Consider the following 21772-nt stretch of genomic DNA (forward strand, 5'->3'; position numbering starts at 1 on the left):
CCTTATCTTATACAAAATAGGCTGCCTGAAAGGGTTTTTAACATTTAAACATAGCGCACCAGCGACAAATCGCTGGTTTCGATTTCCGGCTTCACACCGCCAATCAAATCGGCCAGAATTTTGCCCGAGCCTAAGCTCATGGTCCAGCCCAAGGTGCCGTGGCCGGTGTTGAGCGATAAGTTGGCATAGCGGGTGGCGCCGATTAAAGGGGTGCTGTCCGGTGTCATCGGGCGCAGGCCGCTCCAGAAGGTGGCGGCTTCGGTGTTGCCCGCACCGGGGAATAAATCGTTGACCACCAAATCCAGCGTGGCTTTGCGTTTGGGGTTCAGGCGGATGGGATAGCCGGACAATTCGGCCATGCCGCCCACGCGGATGCGTTGGTCGAAGCGGGTAATCGCCACTTTATAGGTTTCGTCGAGCACGGTAGACACCGGCGCGGCCGCTTCGTTGGTAATCGGCAGGGTAATCGAATAGCCTTTTACCGGATACACCGGCACATTGATGTGCAGGGTTTTGAGCAGCGGGCGGCTAAAGCTGCCCAAGGCGCAAACGTAGTGGTCGGCCTCGAAGCGCTGGCCATTGGCCACCACGGCTTTAATGTGGGTGCCGTCGGCTTCGATGGCATCAATACGGTGGCGGTACAGAAAAGTAACACCCGCTGCCGCGCATTTGGCCGCCAAGCGCTGGGTAAACATATGGCAGTCGCCAGTGGCATCGTTGGGCAAGTGCAAAGCACCGGCCAGCTTGCCCGCCACCGCCGCCAGTGCAGGCTCATATTGCGCCACATCGGCCGGGTTGTTTACCACCGTGAGCGGCACACCGTATTCTTGCAGCACCGCAATGTCTTTTTTGGCGGCGTTCACTTCTTTTTCGGTGCGGAAAATCTGCAACGTGCCGCGATGGCGGCCTTCAAAGCTTAAATCCGGCTGCTCTGCGGCCATGCGGCGGAACATTTCACGGCTGTATTCCGACACACGCACCATGCGCTCTTTATTGGTGGTGTAGCGGCGGGTATTGCAGTTTTGCCACATCTGCCACAGCCATTGCCATTGATACAGGCTGCCATCGGGGCGCAGCAGCAGCGGCGAATGCGGCTTGGTCATCCATTTCAGCGCTTTTTGCGGCATTCCCGGCGCCGCCCACGGCGTGGTGTAGCCGTAAGACAACTGCCCGGCATTGGCAAAGCTGGTTTCCATCGCCGCCTGGTCTTCGCGCTCCAACACCGTAACCTCATGCCCGGCCTGCGCCAAATACCACGCCGTGCTCACGCCCACCACACCGGCGCCCAGTATCAATACTTTCATCTCATCTCCTTATGATGCGTGTCTGTTATTATTATTTTGTGCCCTGCACAAATTACGCTAGTGAAAGCATATAGTGTAAAATGTTTATTTGAGTGAATTTCACCATATTTACACCAAAAATAGTGAAATTGATTTTATTAACCACCCAAAAACAGGATTTTTATCAAAATGCACGCTTGCGACAAAATCGACCTTAAAATTTTGACTTTACTGCAAAAAAACGCCCGCATCACCATGACCGAGCTGGCCGAAAGCGTGGGTTTGTCCACCACTCCGGTAACCGAGCGCGTGCGGCGCATGGAGCGCGACGGCGTAATCAGCGGCTACCACGCCCGCCTCAACCCGCAGGCGCTGGGGCAGCATTTGTTGGTGTTTGTGGAAATCAAGCTGCGTTCCAAATCGGGCAATATTTTTGAAGACTTCCGCCGCGAAGTGATGCACATCCCGCAAATTATGGAATGCCACTTGGTTTCCGGCGAATACGACTACTTAATCAAAGTGCGCCTGCCCAATATGAATGCCTACCGCGATATGCTGGGCAGCATTTTGCTGCAACTGCCCGCCGCTGCGGAGAGCCGCAGCTATGTGGTGATGGAAGAAGTGAAAGAGGATTTTTTCTTGAATTTGGGGTAAAGATAGTGAAATGAAGAATAAAGTGATACAAGGCGCGAAGCCGCAGACAGTACAGGTAGTACGGCAAGGCACAGCAACGCTGTAGCACTTTGTTATGCATTTTACTATAGTGAAAAGGCTGCCTGAAAACACCATTAATACCGTTTCAGGCAGCCTTTTCAATCATCGCGGCAATGAGATTTGGCTAATGATTTATTTTTCCGGCCACGCCACCACCTCGCCGCGCAAAGCTGCCTGAATGGCGGTTTCGGCCTTGGTGTCTTCCAGATGGGCCACACGCATCATTTCTTTGTTGTCAAATCGCGCCATGCCCGGCTGGTACACTTTGGCCATGGCGGCCACGCTGTTGCGGTCGAGGCAGAAAAACAGATCGCCAATTTCTTCGGCCTTGGTTTTGGGCATCCCCAATGCTTCGAGCGAACGCTTGCCGGTACGCACGGCGGCATCGAAGGTTTCGCGGATGGCATCGTCGGCGCCGGCATGGTGCACTTTAAAGGTATGAATGCGGTCGTAGGCACGGGCGATGATTTTGATGCCGGGGTTTACTTTGCGGGCAAACTCAATAATGTGCAAAGCCTCTTCGGGCTGATCAATCGCCACCACCAACAAACGCGCTTTTTCCAGCCCGGCGGTAAGCAGCAACTCCGGGCGCGCGGCATCGCCGAAATAGGTTTTCACCCCATATTGATTCATGCCCGCCACCGTGGCCGGATCGCGGTCGATGATGGTGAGCGCATGGCCGCACATGCGCAATAGATCCGACACAATCTGCCCGAAGCGCCCCATGCCGATAATCATCACCGCTTGCTGTTCGTGAATTTCTTCATCCGGCAGGCTGCCTGAAACATCGGCCAAGCGCGGCTCAATCCATTGGCCATACACAATCAGCATCATCGGCGTGAGCACCATCGACAACACCACTATCGCCGTCATATTGGCATGCACCGTGGCATTAATGACCCCTTGGCTGGCCGCCGCGGCAAACAGCACAAAAGCAAATTCACCGCCCTGCGCCATCATCACCGCCCGCTGCGCTGCTTGCTGGCGGCTGCTTTTGGCCAAGCGCGCCACCACAAAAATCACCACCGCCTTGGCCGCCATCAGCGCCAACACCCCGGCCACAATCAAGCCCCAGTTGCGGGCAACCACATTCAAATCCAGCGACATGCCCACGCCTAAGAAAAACAGCCCCAGCAACAGGCCGCGAAAAGGCTCGATATCGGCTTCCAGCTGGTGGCGAAAAGCCGATTCCGACAACAACACCCCGGCAATAAACGCGCCCATCGCCATCGACAAACCACCCGCTTCCATCAATAAGGCCGCGCCCAACACCACCAGCAAAGCCGCCGCCGTCATCACTTCGCGCGCCTTGGATTTGGCCAGCACCTGAAACAAGGGGTTGAGCAACCAGCGCCCGGCCGCCACCAACGCCGCCACTGCCAGCAAAGCGATGCCCAGGCTTTGCCACAAAGGCTTGGTGACCACCACCGACTCAGCCGTGGTGGGTGCCAAAAAGGCCACAATCGCCAACAAGGGCACAATCAGCAAGTCTTCAAACAGCAAAATCGACACTATTTGCTGCCCGCCCGGGCTATTCAATTCGTTGCGCTCGCCCAAAACCTGCATCACAATCGCCGTGGAGGTCAGCACAAAGCCGGCGGCGCACACAAACGCCACTTGCCACGGAAAACCAAACGCAATGCCCACCACCGTGAGCGCAGCGGCCGCCAACACCACCTGCATGCTGCCCAAGCCGAAAATCTGGCGGCGCAACGCCCACAAATGCGACGGCTTCATTTCCAGGCCGATGATAAACAAAAACATCACCACCCCCAATTCGGCCACATGGATGATGGCATTGGGGTCGTTAAACAGCTTCAGCCCAAACGGGCCGATTGCCAGCCCCGCCGCCAAATAGCCAAGCACCGATCCCAAGCCGATGCGCTTGAATAAAGGCACCGCCACCACCGCCGCCGCCAGCAAAGTCACAACGCCCACCAGTTGGCTTGCATTTTCCGCCGCCATATATGCTCCAATCACCAGAATTAAGTTACGCCATAACATGCCCGCCATTGGCTGGGATAACCAGCAATACAATGCGGCGGTTCATGCGCGAATTTGCGCCAGATAATACGACAAGGCAAGCCTTGGCAGTGAAATTGTTGTAGCAAATATTGCGAATGGCGGGGATACGGTGTTTTTGTATTTGAAGCTACACCTGAGCGATGGGCAAAAAAATGCGCACACCGATTCGGTATGCGCCAAGTCTACAAAGGAGAAATAGAGGAGAAACTGTTAAATGGCCGAAGCCACCCAACGAAGTGAATAATACAAAAACGAAAATAAACAGTCAAGAATATGTTCTAAATTTAATATTTTTTTAACAATTTTATTTCGTTTAGTGCAAAAAAGAACATTTACACCACATGCCTTCACCAAAACGCTCACCTAAGTAAAATAGAGCATACTTGGCTGTGAGCTAAAAACAGCACCCATTCACAACCGCGCCGTACACAATTGTTTGCTTGGCGCTCAGACAAGCCAACGCCATAAGATTATTGCGTTTTTGGGCTATATTTTGGGCAAGAACGACAAATCCATCACGTAATTTTTCGGGTTGTCGGTATCCACGGTAACATTGACGGCGGCGGGCAAATGCGCTTGCGGGTTTTGGCGCAAGGGCGGGCTGACAAAGCGCACCATCTGGCCGTTGTGCGGATTCGGCCACAGAGCAATGATTTCGTAGTTGTCTTCGTAGTTGCCGTCGCCCACTTTGCGCTGCCAGTGGCGCACTTCGGCCACCGCCGCGGCTACGGTTTGGCCATGCGCCAGCGCTTGCTGCTCGCCTTGGTATTTGGGCAACAGCACCAGAAAAAACAGCGCCGCCATTACCGCGGCCATCAGCCAAGTAATCGGGTGCGGCAGCACCCAGCACAATACCAGCAAGGCGGCCAAGATTAAGCCGGCAATAATCAGGGTAATCAAGCTCATCGCACGCGCTCAGGCTTCGGCCACGGTTTCGCGGGCGTAGGTTTTTTCGCAGTAATGGCATTTCAGCCGGGTGCTGCCGTGTTTTTCGCGCACGTAAAAGCGGCTGGCCACCGGCTCGCCGTGGCTGGCGCATTGGGGGTTGGGGCAGCGGAATACTTCGCTGATGGTGTCAGGCAGGGTGAGCGCTTTTTTGGCCACCACGGCAAAGTCGGCAATCACGTTAACCGTGGCATTAGGCGCAAATAAGGCCAAGCGGTTGGCGGCGGCATCGTCTAGATGCACATTGGCAATTTTGATGATGTCTTTGCTGCCTGCGCTTTTGCTGGGCAGGTTAAAGCCCACGGTAACGGCGCTGCCGTAGTGCAACAGTTTAAATTGGCGCAAAATGGCCAAGCCTTGGCCGGCGGGAATGTGGTCGATAACGGTGCCGTCTTTAATCGCTTCGACGCTCATTTTTTGATTGGGCATGGAAATTCCGTTTCTGGGTTGGGTTTGTTCAGGCAGCCTTTTAGGCTGCCTGAAAGCGGTTTTCGCCGCGCTGCAACAGCTGTTTCATCAGCGCGCTATTGTCGGCCAATAAGGTTTCGTCGGCCGCTTCTGTGGGGGCGAATTGCAGGCCGGTGGCGGCCAAAATATCGTCCAGTGCTAAGGTATTGCCCTGCTGCACCACCCGCACCTCCATAATCGCAATCGCGTAGAGCCGGCCTTGACGGCTGATGCTGTGCTCGATAAACAGGCTGTTGCCTTGCCGGTGCACCAATTGGGTATCGACGCAAAAGGTTTGCAAGGGGCCGAGCGAGCGGCGGTAAACAATGGCAGTGTTGAGTACCGGCGCCATGATTTTGTGCTTGAGGGCGTATTTCAAAAAGCCGGAGCGGATGTTCAAATCCCAACGCGCCAGCTCCATATAATTCAGGTAGCGGCTGTTGTTCATGTGCAGATTTTCATCCAAATCCAGCGGCCACACAAAAAAGCGGTGCTGCAAGGGCGCGGCCAAATCGGTGATGCGCGGTTTGCTAAAGCTCGCGAGCCACAGCCACAGTTTTAAAATCGCTAAGCCCATTTTAGACTTCCTCGTTCAAAATCAGCGATAAAATCGCCTGCCGCGCAAACACGCCATTGGTGGCCTGCTCGAAATAATGGGCATGGGCGGTGGCGTCGACATCGGGGTGGATTTCGTCTACCCGTGGCAGCGGGTGCAGGATGCGCATATTGCTGCGTGCGCCTGCCAACATATCGGCGTGCAAATTGAAACGGCCTTGAATTTTGGCAAACTCTTGCTCGTCGAAGCGCTCGCGTTGCACGCGGGTCATGTAAACGATGTCGGCCCAGGCCAGCGCTTCTTCTAAAGTGTCGCATTTTTGGTGGCGGATGCCGCCATCGTCGAGCTGCTCGCCGATGTAGTCGGGCATGGCTAAGCTTGGCGGCGACACAAAGGCAAATTCGCAACCCCAGCGGCTTAAGGCTTGTGCCAGTGAATGCACGGTGCGGCCGTATTTTAAGTCGCCCACCAGCGCCACTTTCAGCTTATCCAAGCGGCCTTGGGTTTCGAAAATGGTGAGTAAATCGAGCAGGGTTTGCGATGGGTGTTGGTTGGTGCCGTCGCCCGCGTTAATCACCGGCACGGCGGAAAATTCGCTCAACACGCGCGCGGCGCCATCTTTGGGGTGGCGCATCACAATGGCATCGGTGTAGCTGCTGATGATGCGGGCAGTGTCGGCCAGGGTTTCGCCTTTTTTGGCGCTGGTGTTGGCGCCGTCGGCAAAGCCGATAACCTTACCACCCAGCCGCTGTACGGCGGTTTCAAACGACAGCCGTGTACGGGTAGACGGCTCAAAAAAGCAGGAGCCAATCAGCTTGCCCGCCAGCAAATCCGGCTGCGGCGTGTGCTTGAGCTTCAGCGCGGTGTGCAGCAGCAGCTCGAGCTGGGCAGTGCTGAGGTCGTTGATGGAAATCAGGTGTTGTTGGTAGAGCAAGTTGGCCATACGGTAAACCTTTTACGGATGTGGGCGTAAAAAAGCCCGTGGGTGCGGACAGCAAAACGGCTGTGGTGCGGTGTGGTTTTATTGATACCAAGCCTGCGCTTACGAGCCAAAGATTTGCAAAGTTTGCCAAACCTTTTCTGGCCAGCAATGCAAGCATCAAATCTTGCGGCATCAGAAAGTTTGTCGAATGCCCTGCGGATAAAACGCGCACTGTACCCCTAAGCTTATGAGCTTATGATTGATAAATAGGGTTTTAAATCCATGCAATGCATAAAGTGTTCAGTGGTGTATGGCGCGAATAAAAATGTTTATTGCGTGGATGGGTTTTTTTCAAGCAAAAAATAGGTTAAATCATCTTGGGGGAAATTTTTATCCCCTTTGTACATAAAACCGTAATTAATCAGTTTCATTTGCGGGTAGCTGGCCATAATTTCCCCGGCAAAATCACGTTTGTACAAACGTTCGCTATGCCCCCGGTAGCTCACCATCATTGGGCTAGGGTTGTAATACTCCACTAATAATAAGTATTTTTTGCAACTGCCAACCAGCTTTTGATATACATTTGCCAGCTCGTCTGGATTAATATGAATCAGAACGCCTTTAATCAGGGTTAAATCCCATTGTTGTGGTGATGACCATGCCAAAATAGACTGATGAAAAATGTGCTCAAGAGGGATGATTTTTTGCAGCTCGGCAACAGCTGTATCATTAATTTCAATGGCATTTTGTTTGGTTGAGGGCATTAATAGCTGCAGCGCCTGGAGATTCATGCCCCGATTAGCACCGAATTCAATCATATCGCAATGGGTTCAATATGGCGTAACGCTTGGCTAAACAGGGTTAAATTCGATGCCAGCATTTGCTCACCCTGATTACGCTCAACGTATAAATTGCCAAACTCACCCGCCCAAAAATGCTCTTGCTCCGTATGATACATTCCAAAATTCCTTTATTTGGCGATAGAATTCATCAAGATCATTCACCAGTGGCTGCGCTTTCATCTCTGTTTAACTTCAGTTATTCACCCTGATAGCAGCGCACCGGCTGTGCTTTGCTAATGCCGCGGGCGGATACCAGCTTAGCAACGTCGGTGCCTTCGCTTTCTCCTGCATAAACCACATATTGGTTTACGGTAACGGTGGCACGGCCTTGGTGGCCACAATAACCGCGCGGCGGCTTATTGCCCAGTTTGAAGGTATTTACGGCGGTATCTTGGTTGCTAAAACAAAACCATGCCGAACGTGCATCACCGCCCCGGCGCGGAATCAGTGCGGCATCGGCATCGTCGACATTAAAGCAGACGGCATCACCCAAAATTTCATCATTGAGGTTGCGGGTGTATTGGCCGCGCACGGTAATCTGGCCGTCGTAGTAATCGGCGTCATCGGCCGATTTCTGCAATTTCAGCCCTTGTGCCGATGCCAGTAGCGGCAAAGCCAAAATGGCGGTGAACAAGATTTTGTTGATGGCCTGCATGGTTACCTCCGGTGTGGATAGAAAAAAGGGCGGAAACGCGTGCCATTATGGCACAAACAGGCTGCCTGAAACAGTTGCGCTCAGCTTGGCTTTGCCGGCCGCCATGCTTTTTGCACCCGGTAATTCACCAGTATTTCGCCGTGCCGCCGAATGCGGTTTTCATGCAGCAGGGTAAAGCCGTGGCGCAAAAACAGTGGCAGGGCGGTGATGGCGGCATCGGCGCAAAGCGGGTTTGACGCTTGTGTTTGTGCCAAACTTAATACATGGCTTAATAAAGCGCTGCCCACGCCTTGGCCTTGGTGTGTCGGATGCACATAAAGGCAGTCGATATAGGCTTCTGCGGGCAGGTATTCGATAAACCCGGCCACTTCGCCGTGCCGCTCGGCCACCATTGGCCGGGTGCGGGGAATGCGCTGTGCCCAAAACGCCGCCGTGTCGGCACCACCTTGCAGCCAAGCTGCTTTTTGTGCGGCGCTAAACAAGGCGGGGCTGATGTGGTGTACGGCGGCGCTGTAGATGTGCGCCAGTGCAGCGGCATCGGCGGCGCTTGCCGGGCGCAATAATAGGTTCATGTGGGCGTGGTATTGGCCAGCACGGCAGCCAATACCGGCAAATGGCTGTGTTGCAGGTCTTTGGCGGCGCTGAGCAAAATCAGGCCGCAATGCTGCGCGTGCAGCCGGCGCAGTTGATTTAAGGCTGCCTGATGCGGGGCTTGTGCCAGTTCGGCGCGGTAGCGTTGGCAAAATTCGGTGTAGTGTGCTGCCGGATTGGTATGCAGCCATTGGCGCAAAGCGGTGGAAGGGGTAACGTCTTTAGCCCACAGCACTTGTGCCAGCCGTGCCTTGCTGATGCCGCGTGGCCACAGGCGGTCGGCCAATACGGCGGGGATGGCGCCGACTTGGTAATCGTAAACGCGGATGAGGGTATACATGGGCGTGGCTGTGTTTGATTAGGGGAATATACGCAAACAAAAACACCGCCCGGAGGTGGGCGGCGTGGTGTTTAGTCTTCGTTCAGCAAGCGCTCTACTTCGGCGATATAGCCTTTCATGGCATCGTCGGCGCTTAAGCCTTTGATTTTTTCCCAAGCTTCGTATTTTTTCTTGGCCACCAGGTCGAACATGCCGGGTTTGTCACCGCCCACATCGCCATCGGTGGCTTGTTTGTAAAAGGCATACAGTTTCAGCAAGGTGGCGTTGTCCGGGCGCTCGGCCAGACTGGTAACGTCGGTTTGTGCTTGGGCAAATTGTTGTTTTAAATCGCTCATGGTTGGCTCCTTTGGTTGATGGTGGATAGCAAAACGGCTGCGGTTTCAAACAAGTGTTTTAACATAAGCGCGGCCGGAAACCCATGAAAAAAATAAAGCAATCACTCCAATGTTTTCAGGCAGCCTTGATTACTACATAAGGCTGCCTGAAAGCTGGATTGCGGTGGGCTGGGTATGTGGGAATCAGCTTATTTGCCCGCGGTTTGGTTTTCATCCAGTGCTTGTGTGAGCTCAGGCTGGCGCAAATAGCCGGAAATCACTTTGCCGTTGGGCATTACCATGGTGGGGGTGCCGTTAAAGCCGTGTTGTTGTCCCAGCGCCATGGTTTCGGCCACGGGGTTGGCGCAAGCCGCTACCGGCGGCGGGTTTTTGCCTTCGCGCATCCAGGCGGTCCAAGCGGTGGTGCGGTCGGGCTGGCACCAGATTTGTTCGGCTTTGTTTTGCGCGCGCGGGTGCAGGCTGGGAATCGGCATCATAAAGTTGTAGATGGTGATGTCGGTCATCTGGGCGAACTCCACTTCCAAGCGCTTGCAATACGGGCAGTCGGGGTCGGAAAACACCGCCACTTGGCGTTTGCCGTTGCCGCGCACTTCTTTAATCGCCTTGTCTAGCGGCAGGGCGGCAAAGTCGATGCGGTTAAGATCGGCCATGCGCGCTTCGGTGATGTTTTCGCGGCTGTTGATGTTGAGCAAATCGCCCACCAGCATATAGTTGGCGTCGCTGTCGACATACACGATTTGGTTACCACTCACCAACACTTCATAAATGCCTTTAATCGGCGTGCCTTGCACACTGATTACTTTGAGCTGTTGCTTCTCATAGGCTTTTTCCAGCTTTTGGGTCAGGCTTTTGGCCACATCGCCTTCTACCGGAACGGCTTTGGTGGTGGCGCTGCTGTTGCTGGCGGGGGTTTGGCCGCAAGCCATCAGCGGCAGCAGCATCAACGGCGCCAAGGTTTTCCAAATCAGGTTTTTTGTCATAACATGCTTTCTCGGATTTGTTTGGTATCAGTTAGGCTTCAGGCAGCCTCGCATTATCGCCGATACGGCCGTACAGCAAAAGGGGCTGCTCGGTTTAAATAACATTAAGGACAACAAATTGACTTATTCGCCTCAGCACATCCCTCATTCGGCATACCACGATATCAACGGCTTGCGCCTGCATTTGTGCCATTGGGCGGCAGCGGATAAGCCCAAGTTGCTGCTGTTGCACGGCTGGATGGATTGCGCCGTCAGCTTCCAGTTTGTGGCCGATGCCTTGGGTGGCGATTGGGATATTTATGCGCCCGACTGGCGCGGCTGCGGGCTGTCGGCACACCAGATCGGCGGCTATTACGATCGTGCCTTGATGCTGGCGGATTTGGCGGCATGGGTGGACATCATCAGCCCGCACGCGCCGATTTATATGGTGGGGCACAGCATGGGCGGCATGTTGGCGGCGCACTATGCCGGCGCTTTCCCGGAGCGGGTGCGCGGCTTGGCTTTGCTGGAAGGCTTTGGTATTGAAGATGGCGATATCCACGATGCCGCCGCGCGCAGCCGCCGTTTTATAGAGGCGCTGCAACAGCCGCAGCAATGGCATAATCTGGGCACCGAGGCGGCAGTGGCGGCCAAATTGTGCCAGCGCAACCCGCTGCTGGATGAAGCCCAAGCGCAGTTTGTGGCTGCCGCCCTTACCCGCCAAACCGCTTCAGGCTGCCTGATTTATAAGGCCGACATCAAGCACAAAATCCCCCAGCCCATGCCCTACCGCTTAAGCGTGGCCTACGCTTTGTGGCAACACATCCGCGCTCCGTTGCTGTGGGTGGAGGGCGGGCTGTTGCCGCACAACCGCTATTTGCAACACATCGCCGCCACCCTGGATGAGCGCCATGCCGCCTTGGGGCGGCCGCCCAAAACCACCATTGCCCAAAGCGGCCATATGTTGCATTGGGAAGCACCACAGGCCGTGGCGGCGGCATTGGCCGTGTTTGGGGAATCAGTGGGCAATACCCATTCTAAAAAATAAGATAACAAGGCGGTGAGCCGCAGACAGTACGCCCGGTACGGCAAGGCGAGCCAATGCAGTTAGGTTATTTTTTAGGATTGGTGTAATTGAAGTGTGCTGCGCTTCATGCCACAATGCCTTGCTATTCCCACTTTTGCCAAGGCGCTGCCATGACCCCGATACTGGCTTTTGACATCGAAACCATCCCCGACGTGGCCGGCATCCGCACACTGCACCGGCTGCCCGACGACGTAGCCGATGCCGACGTGGTGGCGTTTGCCCAACAAAAACGCCGCGCCCAAAGCGGCGGCAGCGACTTTATGCAGCTGCATCTGCAACAAGTGGTGGCCATCTCCTGCTGTATGCGCTGGGGTGCCGACAAAATCCATATCGGTACCATCGGCGAAGCCAAAGACACCGAAGAAACCTTAATTGCCAAATTTTTCGAGCTGATTGAAAGCCACACCCCACAGCTGGTGAGCTGGAACGGCGGCGGCTTTGATTTGCCGGTGCTGCACTACCGCGGCCTGATTCACGGCATCAGCGCCGCGCGCTATTGGGACATGGGCGAGGGCGATTTCGGCGACAGCCGCGACTTCAAATGGAACAACTACATCAGCCGCTACCACGCCCGCCATTGCGATTTGATGGACTTGCTGGCGCTCTATCAACCGCGTGCCAACGTGCCTTTAGACGACATGGCCAAACTGTGCGGCTTTCCCGGCAAGCTGGGCATGGACGGCAGCCAAGTATGGGCGGCCTACCAACGCGGTGAGCTGGATGCCATCCGCGATTATTGCGAAACCGATGCCGCCAACACCTATTTAATGTATCTGCGCTTCGACATGATGCGCGGCTTTTTGGATGGCGACGAATACGAGCAGGAAATCCGCCGTTTGAAACAATACTTGCAGCAACAGCCGCATACCCACTGGCAGGAATTTATGGCGGCTTGGGGGCGCTGAGTTTTCAGGTGTCGGGTATCAGGGAACAGAGGATAGTTTGGCTTAGGCCGCAGGCCGTGCCCAATGTTTTTCGGTTTTATGCAAAGTGGCCGAAAAAACATAGGTTTTGTTGGGTTACGGTATGTGGCCTAACCCAGCCTAAATCGCTGTTGAGGCTGCCTGAAACAAAAACAAAATGAATGGTTGAATCCAAATTTGGCAGCGGCGGTTTTACATTTCAGGCAGCCTTAACTTAAATCAACTGAAGTTACGCACCGTATCAAGTGTCATTATTTGCTTAGGCTGCCTGAAACACATAAATGGAATGCATTTCCAATTGCAACTAAAGGCTGCCGAACCCTAGGTGTCCAATATGGCAACCGAACGCCTTTACCATCGGTTGCAGCACGAGATGGCGCAAACCTTCGTTGCCATCAACCCCAACGGAGCCAACCATGAACATCAATCGCCAACAACTGCAAGAAGGCGTAGCCAAAGGCATTATCAGCCCCGAGCAGGCCGAAGACTTGTGGGCGCTGTGGCAAAGCCGGCAGCATGGCGTGCCGCGTTTCGACTTTACCCATATTCTGTATTACCTCGGCGGCCTATTGGCCATCGGCGCGATGACGCTGTTTATGAATTTGGGTTGGGAGCGTTTTGGCGGCTGGGGCATTGTGGCCTTGTGCCTGCTGTATGCCGCCGCCGGGCTGTGGCTGTTACGCTATTTTGCCGCCAAAAATCTGCCCATTCCGGCCGGTATTTGCGCCGTATTTGTGGTGGCGCTCACGCCCTTGGCGGTGTATGGGCTGCAACAAGGCTTAGGGGTGTGGCCGCCGGATGACTACCAATACCGCGATTACCACCGTTGGATAGAATGGCACTGGCTGTATATGGAGCTGGCCACGCTGCTGGTGGCCGCGGTGATGCTTTACCGCCACCGCTACCCGTTTTTGCTGCTGCCGGTGGCGTTTACATTGTGGTATTTGTCGATGGACACCACCACTTGGCTGGCCGGTGGTGACTACGATTGGCAACTGCGCAAAACGGTGTCGGTATTGTTTGGTGTGGCCATGTTGGCGCTGGCCTTGTGGGTAGACATTAGCAGCCGCCGCAGCGGGCGCGATTATGCCTTTTGGCTGTATGTATTCGGCACACTTACTTTTTGGGGCGGGCTTACCGCCATGGATTCCGACAATGAGTTGGGTAAATTTATTTACTGCTTGATTAACCTCGGCCTGATTGGCGCAGGGGCTTTGCTGGTGCGGCGGGTGTTGGTGGTGTTTGGCGCCATCGGCGTGGCGGTGTATGTGGGGCATTTGGCCGACAAGGTTTTTAAAGACAGCTGGCTGTTTCCCATCAGCCTTACTTTGTTGGGTTTATTGGTGGTGGCCGCCGGGGTGTGGTGGCAAAAAAACGAAGCCGGTTTGAATCGGCGTTTGCGCCAGGCCTTGCCCGCAGCATGGCAGCGGCTGCTGCCGGATAGGTTTGAATAAATGCATGAATAAATTGGGCATCAATAAACTGGTTTTAATCGGCGTGGGGCTGATTGGCGGCTCGCTGGCGCTGGATTTGAAACGGGCTGGCCGGGTGGCCGAAGTGGTGGGCATCGATATTGATGCCGATAACTTGGCACGCGCGCTGGAGCGCAAGGTAATCGACAGCGCCCATACCGGCATCCATGCCGCAGCCTTGGCCGCAGCCGATGTGGTGCTGATTGCCACACCGGTGGGTACCTTGCCTGCCATTTGTCAAAGCCTCGCGCCGCTATTGCCCGCCCACACCATTGTGAGCGATGTGGGCAGCACCAAGCAGCTGGCCTTGCAGGCCTTTGCCCAATATCTGCCGCAGCATTACCCGCAGTGCGTGGCGGCGCACCCGATTGCCGGCTCCGACCGCCACGGTGCGCTGGCGGCGCAATTTGGCCTGTTTGAAGGCAAAAAATGTATTTTATGCCCGCACGAAGCGCAAGATTCAGGCAGCCTTAATAGCGTGTCTGCACTGTGGCAGGCCGCCGGTGCGGATTTATACACCCTGAGCGCAGCCGAACACGATGCCATCTTTGCCGCGGTAAGCCATTTGCCGCACCTGATGGCCTATGCTTATGTGCACCAAATCGGCAGCGCAGACCAGCGCCAAGCATTGCTGCATTTTGCCGGCAGCGGCTTTCGCGATTTCACCCGCATTGCCGCCAGCCACCCTGCCATCTGGGCGGATATTTGTTTGGCCAACCGCGAGAGCCTGCAAGACTTGTTGCAACAACAACAACAGCAATTGGCGTTTTTGCAACAATGCCTGCAACAACAAGATGCTGCAGCGTTGCGGGATTATTTTCAGGCAGCCAAGGCGGTGCGCGACGAATGGCAGCAAGGGCAAAGCTAAGCTGTAATTGAATTTCAGGCAGCTTATTGAAAAATGGTTATGCTGTTTGAATGTGAATTTATTTGTTCGAAATGCAACATAAATAACCTGTTTTATGGCTATTTGAATCAAATCTGATTGTATTTGGAATAATTTATCTAATTAAATTTCATCTGTCACTTGTGCTGCAGTGCAAAAACCGGCACAATGGCAACCGTTGAATCAGCCAATACTGGTTTAGCAGTTTCTCCTCTATTTCTCCTTTGTAGACTTGGCGCATACCGAATCGGTGTGCGCATTTTTTTGCCGCTTTGTAGTGGTGTCAAGCTGATGATATGGGTTGCCGTATGTGTGCACCATCTGCGGCGCACCGCCTTGTCTTAATTTAATCCACTATAGTGAAATGCATAACAAAGTGCTACGGCGTTGCTGCGCCTTAGCGCAAAACGAACGATTTCGTACGGCGCCAAAGCGCCAACAAACTCAGTTCCGTACTACTTGTACTGTCTGCGGCTTCGCGTCTTGTATCACTTTATTCTTCATTCCACTATTATATAATCCACACTCACCGCCAAGGCTGCCTGAAATGAACATCACCGCCCTTGATCACTTGGTGCTCACCGTGCGCGATATTCCCCGCACGCTGAGCTTCTACACCCGCGTGCTGGGCATGCAGGAAATCACCTTCGGCGCTGGCCGGAAGGCTTTGCTGTTTGGTCGGCAAAAAATCAATCTGCACCAGCACGGCGCCGAAATAGCGCCCCATGCCGAGCACGCCACCGTTGGCAGCGCGGATTTATGTTTGCTCACCGAGACCCCGCTGACACAAGTACAAAACGAATTACGCGCACACGGCATTACCGCCATCAGCGAGATAGTGTCGCGCACCGGCGCCATGGGGCCGATCCAATCTCTATACTTGCGCGACCCCGATGGCAATTTGCTGGAAATCAGCCGTTATCCATAAATGCCATACAAGCAACCCCCGCGATGTTATGTTGATTTAAATGCGCGACCATACAAACCAATCAGGCGTATACAAACCCCGTTTGCATACGCCTGATACCCAATCTAAAAAATCACCTTACCAAATAAAAGCAGTTCAGCAGCACCATCCGCGTAGATACCATCTCTCGCATCAAGCCGCAATGGTTATTTTGGCCTGATATTCGCATTGGTGCTTCAACACACCAAAGCAAATCTGTACCAAGCGGCGCATCGCTGCGCCGATGGTCTGCATTTCCGTTTTGTTTCTGGCTTTCAGTCTGCGGTAATGCGCGTTAATATCCGGATTCCACGTTTTTGCAACCACCGCAGCCATATACAACTTAGCTCGTATGACCGAACTGCCCCGCTTGGAAAGCATGGCTTTGCCTTTGTGTTTGCCTGATTCCCGTTTTTCGGCACCAATCCCAAGTAGGCAGCCATTTGCGAGGCGGAGGTAAAATGTTTGCTATGATAGAGCGCAACCATGCGCAATGAAACCACTTCACCTACACCGGGTATGCTGCGCAGTAAAGCACGGTCTTTTTCAAATCAGGATGCCGGTCAATATGTTGTTCGATTTCCTGTGTGATGGTGCTGATCTGCTGCTTCAAATTGGTCTGCATGGTGCTGATGGACTGGCTGACCGCTTCGGGAACAGCGCTGAATCCGGCTTTCTCCATGCGGTTGTCTTCACGCTGCAGATCGCTTTGCAGCCCATCTAGACGGGCTAGTAGTGCGTTGAGCCGCTTGATGTGGGGTGCAGCAGGCTGCCATTGGCGTACTTTGTGGTGCATGAGGCGGTCAATACCGGCTCTGGCCAGTGACTGGCTATCAGCCTTATCGGTTTTGTGCAAGCTGTCGTATTTGGCATAATGGGCACTGTCGGCAGGATTAAGCAGATAAACGGCGATGCCTTTGTTATGCAGGTACTCTGCCAATGCTTCATGGTAAACGCCGGTGGCTTCCATGAAAATTTTGAGTAGGCTTAAGTCTTCACCGATGTTTTTATACAGCCATTCTGTCAGTTGGTTAAAGCCTTGGAGGTGGTTTGGCAATGCTTTGGTTTTGATTTTACTGCTGCCAATGTCGCGGATAAGAGCACAATCTAATTTGTTTTTGCTGATGTCGATGCCCAATACTTGGAAGTTCATCATAATCTATCCTTATTTATGCAGTGTCTTGCGGGCGCTACCGCGCACTTGGATACCATTCAGATTGTAGGATGAGGTGTATGGCAGTGTTATCTACATTTCAGTGTCGGGCACTTGGGTCGGATACAGTTTGCTGCCATACGGGGCGGGAATAATACGCGTTTTACTCACCGCTTGAGAGATACAAGGTCGGATTCTTGAATCCGACGTTTGGCCATCGGCCAAAGCAATGTGCGTGCCTTGTTCTGCCAACAAGTGTCGGATTCAAGAATCCGACCTACGGGCTTCATTCACGCCGCCCTTGCGTGGTCTTATTCAAATGGTTAATTCCAAAATCCAGGATACCTTGAGGTTGCTATCAGGTTACATGCTTTCGGCTGCGTTTTTGAGTTTCGTTTACAAGCCGCCATGGCTTCAGATTTGGCATAACGGCAAGATTTAGCATCTTCATATTTCCATGTACTGAACTTTTCCGCAGAATTGTATGCAACAGCAATGCAAACATTGACGTAGCTTTCTTCATATTCGCAGCCACCACCCGTTTTTTGATTGCATTGCTGTAAGCCCATTCGCTTAAGTGGTGCAATGGAAGCTTCGTCAGTAGCAGAAGGATAAAATGTTTTATTATCATGTCGATAAAAGTAAGGTTTGGTTTCTTTGGTCCATAACAGCACCGTAAAAAAATTTGTACCCACTTCATAAGCATCAAAAGATTGGCGTCCTTGTGAACCTTGCGAGCCGCCGCAGCGGGAGCGGTCGCCTTGGTAGTTGGGGTGGTTGCAGTTGTTGTGCATGGCGCCGATTTCGGCTGCCGATTGCGCATAAGCGCCCCGCCGCCATGCCCATCAACATCATTAAGCCAATAAACCGTTTAAACATGGCCAATTTAATGCGTTGGAATTTCATTATTATTTCCTTTCGCCAAATTTAATCACACATCACCAAAGAAAATGCTTTGCCTTAGACCGCCAAGCAATCAGAATTGAGCAAACATACTAATGCAAGCAAGCGCCGGAAACAACACCCCATTTCGCCCTAGCCGCGCCAAAAATAGCGCACCAGATGAAAAAACACCGGTGCGGCAAAGCAGATGGAATCCACGCGGTCGAGCATGCCACCGTGGCCTTGAATCAAATTGCCCCAATCTTTCACGCCGCGGTCGCGTTTGATGGCCGACATCACCAGCCCGCCCAAAAAACCCATGATGCAGATAATCAGGCCGATAAAGGCTGCCTGAAGCGGGGTAAACGGGGTAATCCAATACAGGCCAGCGGCCAACAAAGTGGCGCTGGCAATGCCGCCCACAGTACCGGCCACGGTTTTGGAAGGCGATAGTGCGGGCATGATTTTGCGCCGCCCAAACAGCTTGCCCCAAATGTATTGCAGCACATCACTGGCCTGTACCACCGCCACCAAAAACACCAGCAACAAGATATTGTGGCCTTCAAAACCGGCAATCTGTAGATTCATCAGCGCAGGCACATGCGAAAGGCAGAAAATGCTGATCATCACCGCCCACTGGATTTTGGCGGTGCGCTCCAAAAAGTGGCCGGTGTCGCCCGCCAGGCTGGCGATAATCGGCAGCAGCAAAAAGCCGTATACGGGGATAAAAATCGAAAACATGCCGTACCAATCGGTGAGCACAAACCAGTATTGCAGCGGCAACAACACATAAAAGCAGGCAATCAGCACGCGGTGGTCGGCACGGCGGCTTTCCACCAGCGACAAAAATTCGCGCAAAGCGGCAAACGACACCAGAAAAAACAGCACAATGGTGCCCACCCGCCCCAGCCAAAACGCCAGCAGCAGCACCGCTGTCATCACCCACCAAGCGTTGATGCGGGCGGTGAGGTTGTCGATGGTGGCATTGGGCAGGCCGCGCTGGCGCCGTTTCAGCAGCCACGCCACGCTGCTGGCCAACAGCAATATGCCGAAAATGGCGGCAAACAGCCATCCGGCCTGCGGATTGAATTGCTGGGTGGCCGCCACGGTTTCGGCGGCGGCCTGCTGGCTGGTGTTCCATACGCTCATATTTGCTCTCCCTCTGCGGTTTCCGTTTCCGTTTCCGCTACGGCAGTTGCCATATTTACTGGGTGCGGTGCTAAGGCCAACAGCGCCTGTTGGCTGCGCTGTAAAAAAGCCGCTTTGTCTTCGTGTTCTTGCCAATACAAGGCTTGGCCGATATTCACCTGGCACAGCAAGGGCACCGGCAGATAATGCCCTTTGGGCAGCACGCGGTTGATGTTGTTCAGCCACACCGGCACAAAGGCAGTGTGCGGATTGGCGCGCGCCAAGTGATACAGCCCGCTTTTAAACGGCAGCATGGCGGTGTCGTCGCGGGTGTTGCGCGTGCCTTCGGGGAAAATAATCAGCGATTCACCTTGCTGCAAAGCGGCACTCATGGCGTCAATTATCTGCTGCGGATTTTGGTGGCCGCCGCGATCCACCAGCAAGCCGTTAAACACGTCTTCGATAATAAAACAGCGGATGCGCCCGCCCAGCCAGTAATCCGCTCCGGCCACCGGCCGCGTGTTCATGCGCCACTGCTTGGGCAGCGACACCCACACCAGCACAAAATCGCCGTGGCTATTGTGGTTGGCGTAATACACGGTTTGGCGCGAAGGGAAATCAAGCTGCTGCGCCGCCTTGGGGCGCACGCCGGTGATAAATGAGGTGAGCAGGCACAAGGCGCTGTCGATGCGGCGCGCCAGCCAGCGCGCCCAGAAGGGTTTTTTCATAAAATCCCGCTTATTTTCGGGTTTCAGGCAGCCTTGGTATCAAAACAATCGCGGCATAGGATGCGCCGCAGTTTCAAGCTTCAGGCAGCCTTCAATTAAATCCATCACAACACTACAGCGCCAGCATACACAATAACAACAATATTTGCAGCCCGGTAAGGCATTGCCATAAACGCGCCAGCCGCAGCGCCCCGGCACACCGCAACGCCATGCTGCGCGGCGACAACGGCTTGGCCAAGCCCAGCGTGTAAAGGGCGCTGTCCAATTGCGGCGGCGTTTGCCTGCCACGGGCAAAGCCGTCAAATAAACGCGCATCAAACCCCAGCCGCACCTGCAACACCAAGGCTGCCAAGCCCACCAGTAAAGCGGCAATGCCCAGCAACCACAGCGGCAAACCCGGCAACGGCCACAAACGCCACCACACCGCCGCAAACAGCAGCAAATTGAGCCAAAACAAAGGCGCGGCGGCGCGCAACAAAGCCGCCGTGGTGTAAGCCAGCTGGCGCTCGGTTTCCTCGCTTGCTTGCGTGTACATGGTTTTGCTCCTTAGATGCTTTCAGGCAGCCTTAATGCCTGTTCGATATGGCGGCGGGTGGCCGCGGGCAACACCATTTGTGGCCGCGCTTGTTTTAGCACCGCAATGGCCGCGGCCAAATCGGCGCAATGTCCATAGCGCACCAGCCACAGCAACACCACCGCCGCGCTGCGCCCGTAGCCCAGCGCACAACACACCAACACCGTGCGGCCCTGTTGCCGTGCCTGCTCCACCGCGGCGGCAGCGGCCTGTAAATCGGCCGGCGGCGGTGCAACCATATCCAGCATCGGCTGGGCGTGGTAATAACTAGGCTGCCTGAACAGCGGATATTCGGCACACACATCCACCACCGCCTCAAACCGAGCCGCAGCAGTGATGCTGCCGATATGCAGCCTGTCGGCCACCACCACACTGGCAGGCACGCCGCGCAGCCAATACGCCATATTCAAGCGCACCGCCACCAAATACGGCAACAGCAGCAAAGCAGCAGCCGGGCTTAAACGGCCATGCACCTGCTTTTGCAATGCCGCCGCACCCAAGCCGCCATACGCCGCCGCCAGCAATAAGCACGCCGCCACCGGCCAAAACAGCCACAGCCAAGCGCTCACGCCACCCCACAGCGCCGCTGCGGTAAACACAACCGCCAAGCCCAGATACAGCGCCAGCCAACGCGGATAGACAGGCTGCCTGAAACGCAAAGGCGTGGCACCATGAGTGGGAAACGCCCACCACAACAGCGCGCCCACCAATACGCCGGTGGGGATATCGATAAAATGATGCTGATAAGTGGTGAGCACCGACAGCCCAATCAGCAACAACCACGCCAGCCACAGCCCGCGCCAGCGTTCAGGCAGCCTACTCCAATAAAAACGCCCCACCACCATAGTGAGGATAATGTGCAGCGACGGCGCTTGGTTATACGGCTGGTCGAACACCGCCAGCGACGCAAACAACCAGCCCGACACCCCGCCCACATCCGGCTTGAGCCAAGTGTATTGCAGCGGCCACAGCACAAAACACACAATAGCTATCGCTTGCGCACAAACCAATTGGGCAATATAGCGATACAGCTCGGCGCGGCTCTTGGCCACAAAAAACGCCGCCGCATAGCACAGATTCAGGCTCCAATACGGCACAATCGTCCACGCCCAAAACGGAATCTGCCGCTCCCACGCAAAAGCCATTTCCGGCACCCCGCCCTGCTGCGCCGCCAGCCAATTGGCCAAACCGTAGCTGCTGTAAAACAGCACCCCCATGGCCAACAGGCACATAAGGGCGTGTTTTTTGCTTAAATCAGAAGGGGAATCGGCAGTAGACATAAAGAAACAATCGGGCAATCAATGCCCCGAATGTAGAGCAGCGCAGGTTTAACGTCAATGCGTGATGCTGCGGTTTTGTTTTATAGTGAATTAAATTTG

At 54.4% G+C, this 21772-nt stretch carries 25 protein-coding genes and 1 pseudogene; 6 read left to right on the top strand and 20 right to left on the bottom strand.

Translation table 11 applies throughout. From position 1 onward, the window contains the following. Positions 1 to 44: 44 nt before the first annotated feature. Positions 45 to 1304 carry a D-amino acid dehydrogenase gene (locus JQU52_RS01595; protein WP_230339450.1) on the bottom strand — a complete coding sequence of 420 codons (1260 nt, stop codon included), beginning with the start codon at positions 1302 to 1304 and terminating at the stop codon, positions 45 to 47. A gap of 168 nt (positions 1305 to 1472) precedes the next feature. Here JQU52_RS01595 and JQU52_RS01600 point away from each other — a divergent pair, with 168 nt between their 5' ends. Then, on the top strand, positions 1473 to 1937 hold the full coding sequence (locus JQU52_RS01600; RefSeq protein WP_230339451.1) for a winged helix-turn-helix transcriptional regulator: 465 nt from the start codon (positions 1473 to 1475) through the stop codon (positions 1935 to 1937). Positions 1938 to 2129: 192 nt separating this feature from the next. Here the strand turns inward: JQU52_RS01600 and JQU52_RS01605 are convergent, their stop codons facing one another. The 12 genes from JQU52_RS01605 to JQU52_RS01660 form a co-directional block, all read right to left on the bottom strand. Further along, positions 2130 to 4001, bottom strand: a complete 1872-nt coding sequence (locus JQU52_RS01605; RefSeq protein WP_230339452.1) for a monovalent cation:proton antiporter-2 (CPA2) family protein — start codon at positions 3999 to 4001, stop codon at positions 2130 to 2132. 507 nt (positions 4002 to 4508) lie between these two features. Continuing rightward, on the bottom strand, positions 4509 to 4928 hold the full coding sequence (locus JQU52_RS01610) for a hypothetical protein (RefSeq protein WP_230339453.1): 420 nt from the start codon (positions 4926 to 4928) through the stop codon (positions 4509 to 4511). Positions 4929 to 4937: 9 nt separating this feature from the next. Next, positions 4938 to 5396 (bottom strand): aspartate carbamoyltransferase regulatory subunit, encoded by a 459-nt coding sequence (pyrI, locus tag JQU52_RS01615; protein WP_230339454.1) that lies wholly within the window; start codon positions 5394 to 5396, stop codon positions 4938 to 4940. A 40-nt stretch (positions 5397 to 5436) separates the two neighbouring features. Further along, positions 5437 to 5991 (bottom strand): thioesterase family protein, encoded by a 555-nt coding sequence (locus JQU52_RS01620; RefSeq protein WP_230339455.1) that lies wholly within the window; start codon positions 5989 to 5991, stop codon positions 5437 to 5439. 1 nt (position 5992) lies between these two features. Continuing rightward, entirely contained in the window at positions 5993 to 6913 is a 921-nt protein-coding gene (gene pyrB, locus JQU52_RS01625; protein ID WP_230339456.1) for an aspartate carbamoyltransferase, read from the bottom strand. 308 nt (positions 6914 to 7221) lie between these two features. Next, positions 7222 to 7710 carry a pseudaminic acid biosynthesis-associated methylase gene (locus JQU52_RS01630; protein WP_230339457.1) on the bottom strand — a complete coding sequence of 163 codons (489 nt, stop codon included), beginning with the start codon at positions 7708 to 7710 and terminating at the stop codon, positions 7222 to 7224. Continuing rightward, positions 7707 to 7850, bottom strand: coding sequence for a class I SAM-dependent methyltransferase (locus JQU52_RS01635; protein ID WP_230339458.1), 144 nt, complete (start codon positions 7848 to 7850; stop codon positions 7707 to 7709). The genes JQU52_RS01630 and JQU52_RS01635 overlap by 4 nt, the downstream gene beginning before the upstream one ends. 80 nt (positions 7851 to 7930) lie before the next feature. Beyond that, positions 7931 to 8389 (bottom strand): hypothetical protein, encoded by a 459-nt coding sequence (locus JQU52_RS01640; RefSeq protein WP_230339459.1) that lies wholly within the window; start codon positions 8387 to 8389, stop codon positions 7931 to 7933. 80 nt (positions 8390 to 8469) lie between these two features. Further along, a complete protein-coding gene (locus JQU52_RS01645; protein WP_230339460.1) occupies positions 8470 to 8961 on the bottom strand; it encodes a GNAT family N-acetyltransferase in 492 nt (163 codons plus the stop codon). Then, positions 8958 to 9320, bottom strand: a complete 363-nt coding sequence (locus tag JQU52_RS01650) for a DUF488 domain-containing protein (protein WP_230339461.1) — start codon at positions 9318 to 9320, stop codon at positions 8958 to 8960. The genes JQU52_RS01645 and JQU52_RS01650 overlap by 4 nt, the downstream gene beginning before the upstream one ends. 71 nt (positions 9321 to 9391) lie before the next feature. Beyond that, positions 9392 to 9655, bottom strand: a complete 264-nt coding sequence (locus JQU52_RS01655; RefSeq protein ID WP_230339462.1) for an acyl-CoA-binding protein — start codon at positions 9653 to 9655, stop codon at positions 9392 to 9394. A 188-nt stretch (positions 9656 to 9843) separates the two neighbouring features. Beyond that, positions 9844 to 10635 (bottom strand): DsbC family protein, encoded by a 792-nt coding sequence (locus JQU52_RS01660; RefSeq protein ID WP_230339463.1) that lies wholly within the window; start codon positions 10633 to 10635, stop codon positions 9844 to 9846. 118 nt (positions 10636 to 10753) lie between these two features. Here JQU52_RS01660 and JQU52_RS01665 point away from each other — a divergent pair, with 118 nt between their 5' ends. The 5 genes from JQU52_RS01665 (at position 10754) to JQU52_RS01685 (ending at position 15910) form a co-directional block, all read left to right on the top strand. Then, entirely contained in the window at positions 10754 to 11662 is a 909-nt protein-coding gene (locus JQU52_RS01665) for an alpha/beta hydrolase (protein WP_230339464.1), read from the top strand. Positions 11663 to 11811: 149 nt separating this feature from the next. Beyond that, the gene (locus tag JQU52_RS01670) at positions 11812 to 12606 is read left to right on the top strand and encodes a 3'-5' exonuclease (protein ID WP_230339465.1); all 795 of its coding nucleotides are present in this window, start codon (positions 11812 to 11814) and stop codon (positions 12604 to 12606) included. A 434-nt stretch (positions 12607 to 13040) separates the two neighbouring features. Continuing rightward, positions 13041 to 14078, top strand: coding sequence for a DUF2157 domain-containing protein (locus tag JQU52_RS01675; RefSeq protein ID WP_230339466.1), 1038 nt, complete (start codon positions 13041 to 13043; stop codon positions 14076 to 14078). A 4-nt stretch (positions 14079 to 14082) separates the two neighbouring features. Next, a complete protein-coding gene (locus JQU52_RS01680; protein ID WP_230339467.1) occupies positions 14083 to 14964 on the top strand; it encodes a prephenate dehydrogenase in 882 nt (293 codons plus the stop codon). Positions 14965 to 15529: 565 nt separating this feature from the next. Further along, complete coding sequence (locus JQU52_RS01685; RefSeq protein ID WP_230339468.1) at positions 15530 to 15910, top strand: VOC family protein; 381 nt, start codon at positions 15530 to 15532, stop codon at positions 15908 to 15910. 171 nt (positions 15911 to 16081) lie between these two features. On the opposite strand, the pseudogene JQU52_RS01690 reads toward JQU52_RS01685, so the two are convergent. From JQU52_RS01690 to JQU52_RS01720, 7 genes and pseudogenes are all read right to left on the bottom strand, one after another. Further along, a pseudogene (locus tag JQU52_RS01690) lies at positions 16082 to 16416 on the bottom strand (transposase). A 20-nt stretch (positions 16417 to 16436) separates the two neighbouring features. Next, on the bottom strand, positions 16437 to 17084 hold the full coding sequence (locus JQU52_RS01695; RefSeq protein WP_230339469.1) for an IS110 family transposase: 648 nt from the start codon (positions 17082 to 17084) through the stop codon (positions 16437 to 16439). A 320-nt stretch (positions 17085 to 17404) separates the two neighbouring features. Next, positions 17405 to 17875 carry a DUF4189 domain-containing protein gene (locus tag JQU52_RS01700; protein WP_230339470.1) on the bottom strand — a complete coding sequence of 157 codons (471 nt, stop codon included), beginning with the start codon at positions 17873 to 17875 and terminating at the stop codon, positions 17405 to 17407. A gap of 241 nt (positions 17876 to 18116) precedes the next feature. Next, complete coding sequence (locus tag JQU52_RS01705) at positions 18117 to 19112, bottom strand: phosphatidate cytidylyltransferase (protein WP_230339471.1); 996 nt, start codon at positions 19110 to 19112, stop codon at positions 18117 to 18119. After that, complete coding sequence (locus JQU52_RS01710) at positions 19109 to 19819, bottom strand: lysophospholipid acyltransferase family protein (protein WP_230339472.1); 711 nt, start codon at positions 19817 to 19819, stop codon at positions 19109 to 19111. The genes JQU52_RS01705 and JQU52_RS01710 overlap by 4 nt, the downstream gene beginning before the upstream one ends. A 112-nt stretch (positions 19820 to 19931) precedes the next feature. Continuing rightward, positions 19932 to 20354, bottom strand: a complete 423-nt coding sequence (locus JQU52_RS01715) for a hypothetical protein (RefSeq protein WP_230339473.1) — start codon at positions 20352 to 20354, stop codon at positions 19932 to 19934. Positions 20355 to 20365: 11 nt separating this feature from the next. Next, positions 20366 to 21673: a phosphatase PAP2/dual specificity phosphatase family protein gene (locus JQU52_RS01720; protein ID WP_230339474.1), complete on the bottom strand. Its 1308-nt coding sequence runs from the start codon at positions 21671 to 21673 to the stop codon at positions 20366 to 20368. Positions 21674 to 21772 lie beyond the last annotated feature (99 nt).

This window comes from Paralysiella testudinis, assembly GCF_016894345.1.
GTDB classification, from domain to species: domain Bacteria; phylum Pseudomonadota; class Gammaproteobacteria; order Burkholderiales; family Neisseriaceae; genus Paralysiella; species Paralysiella testudinis.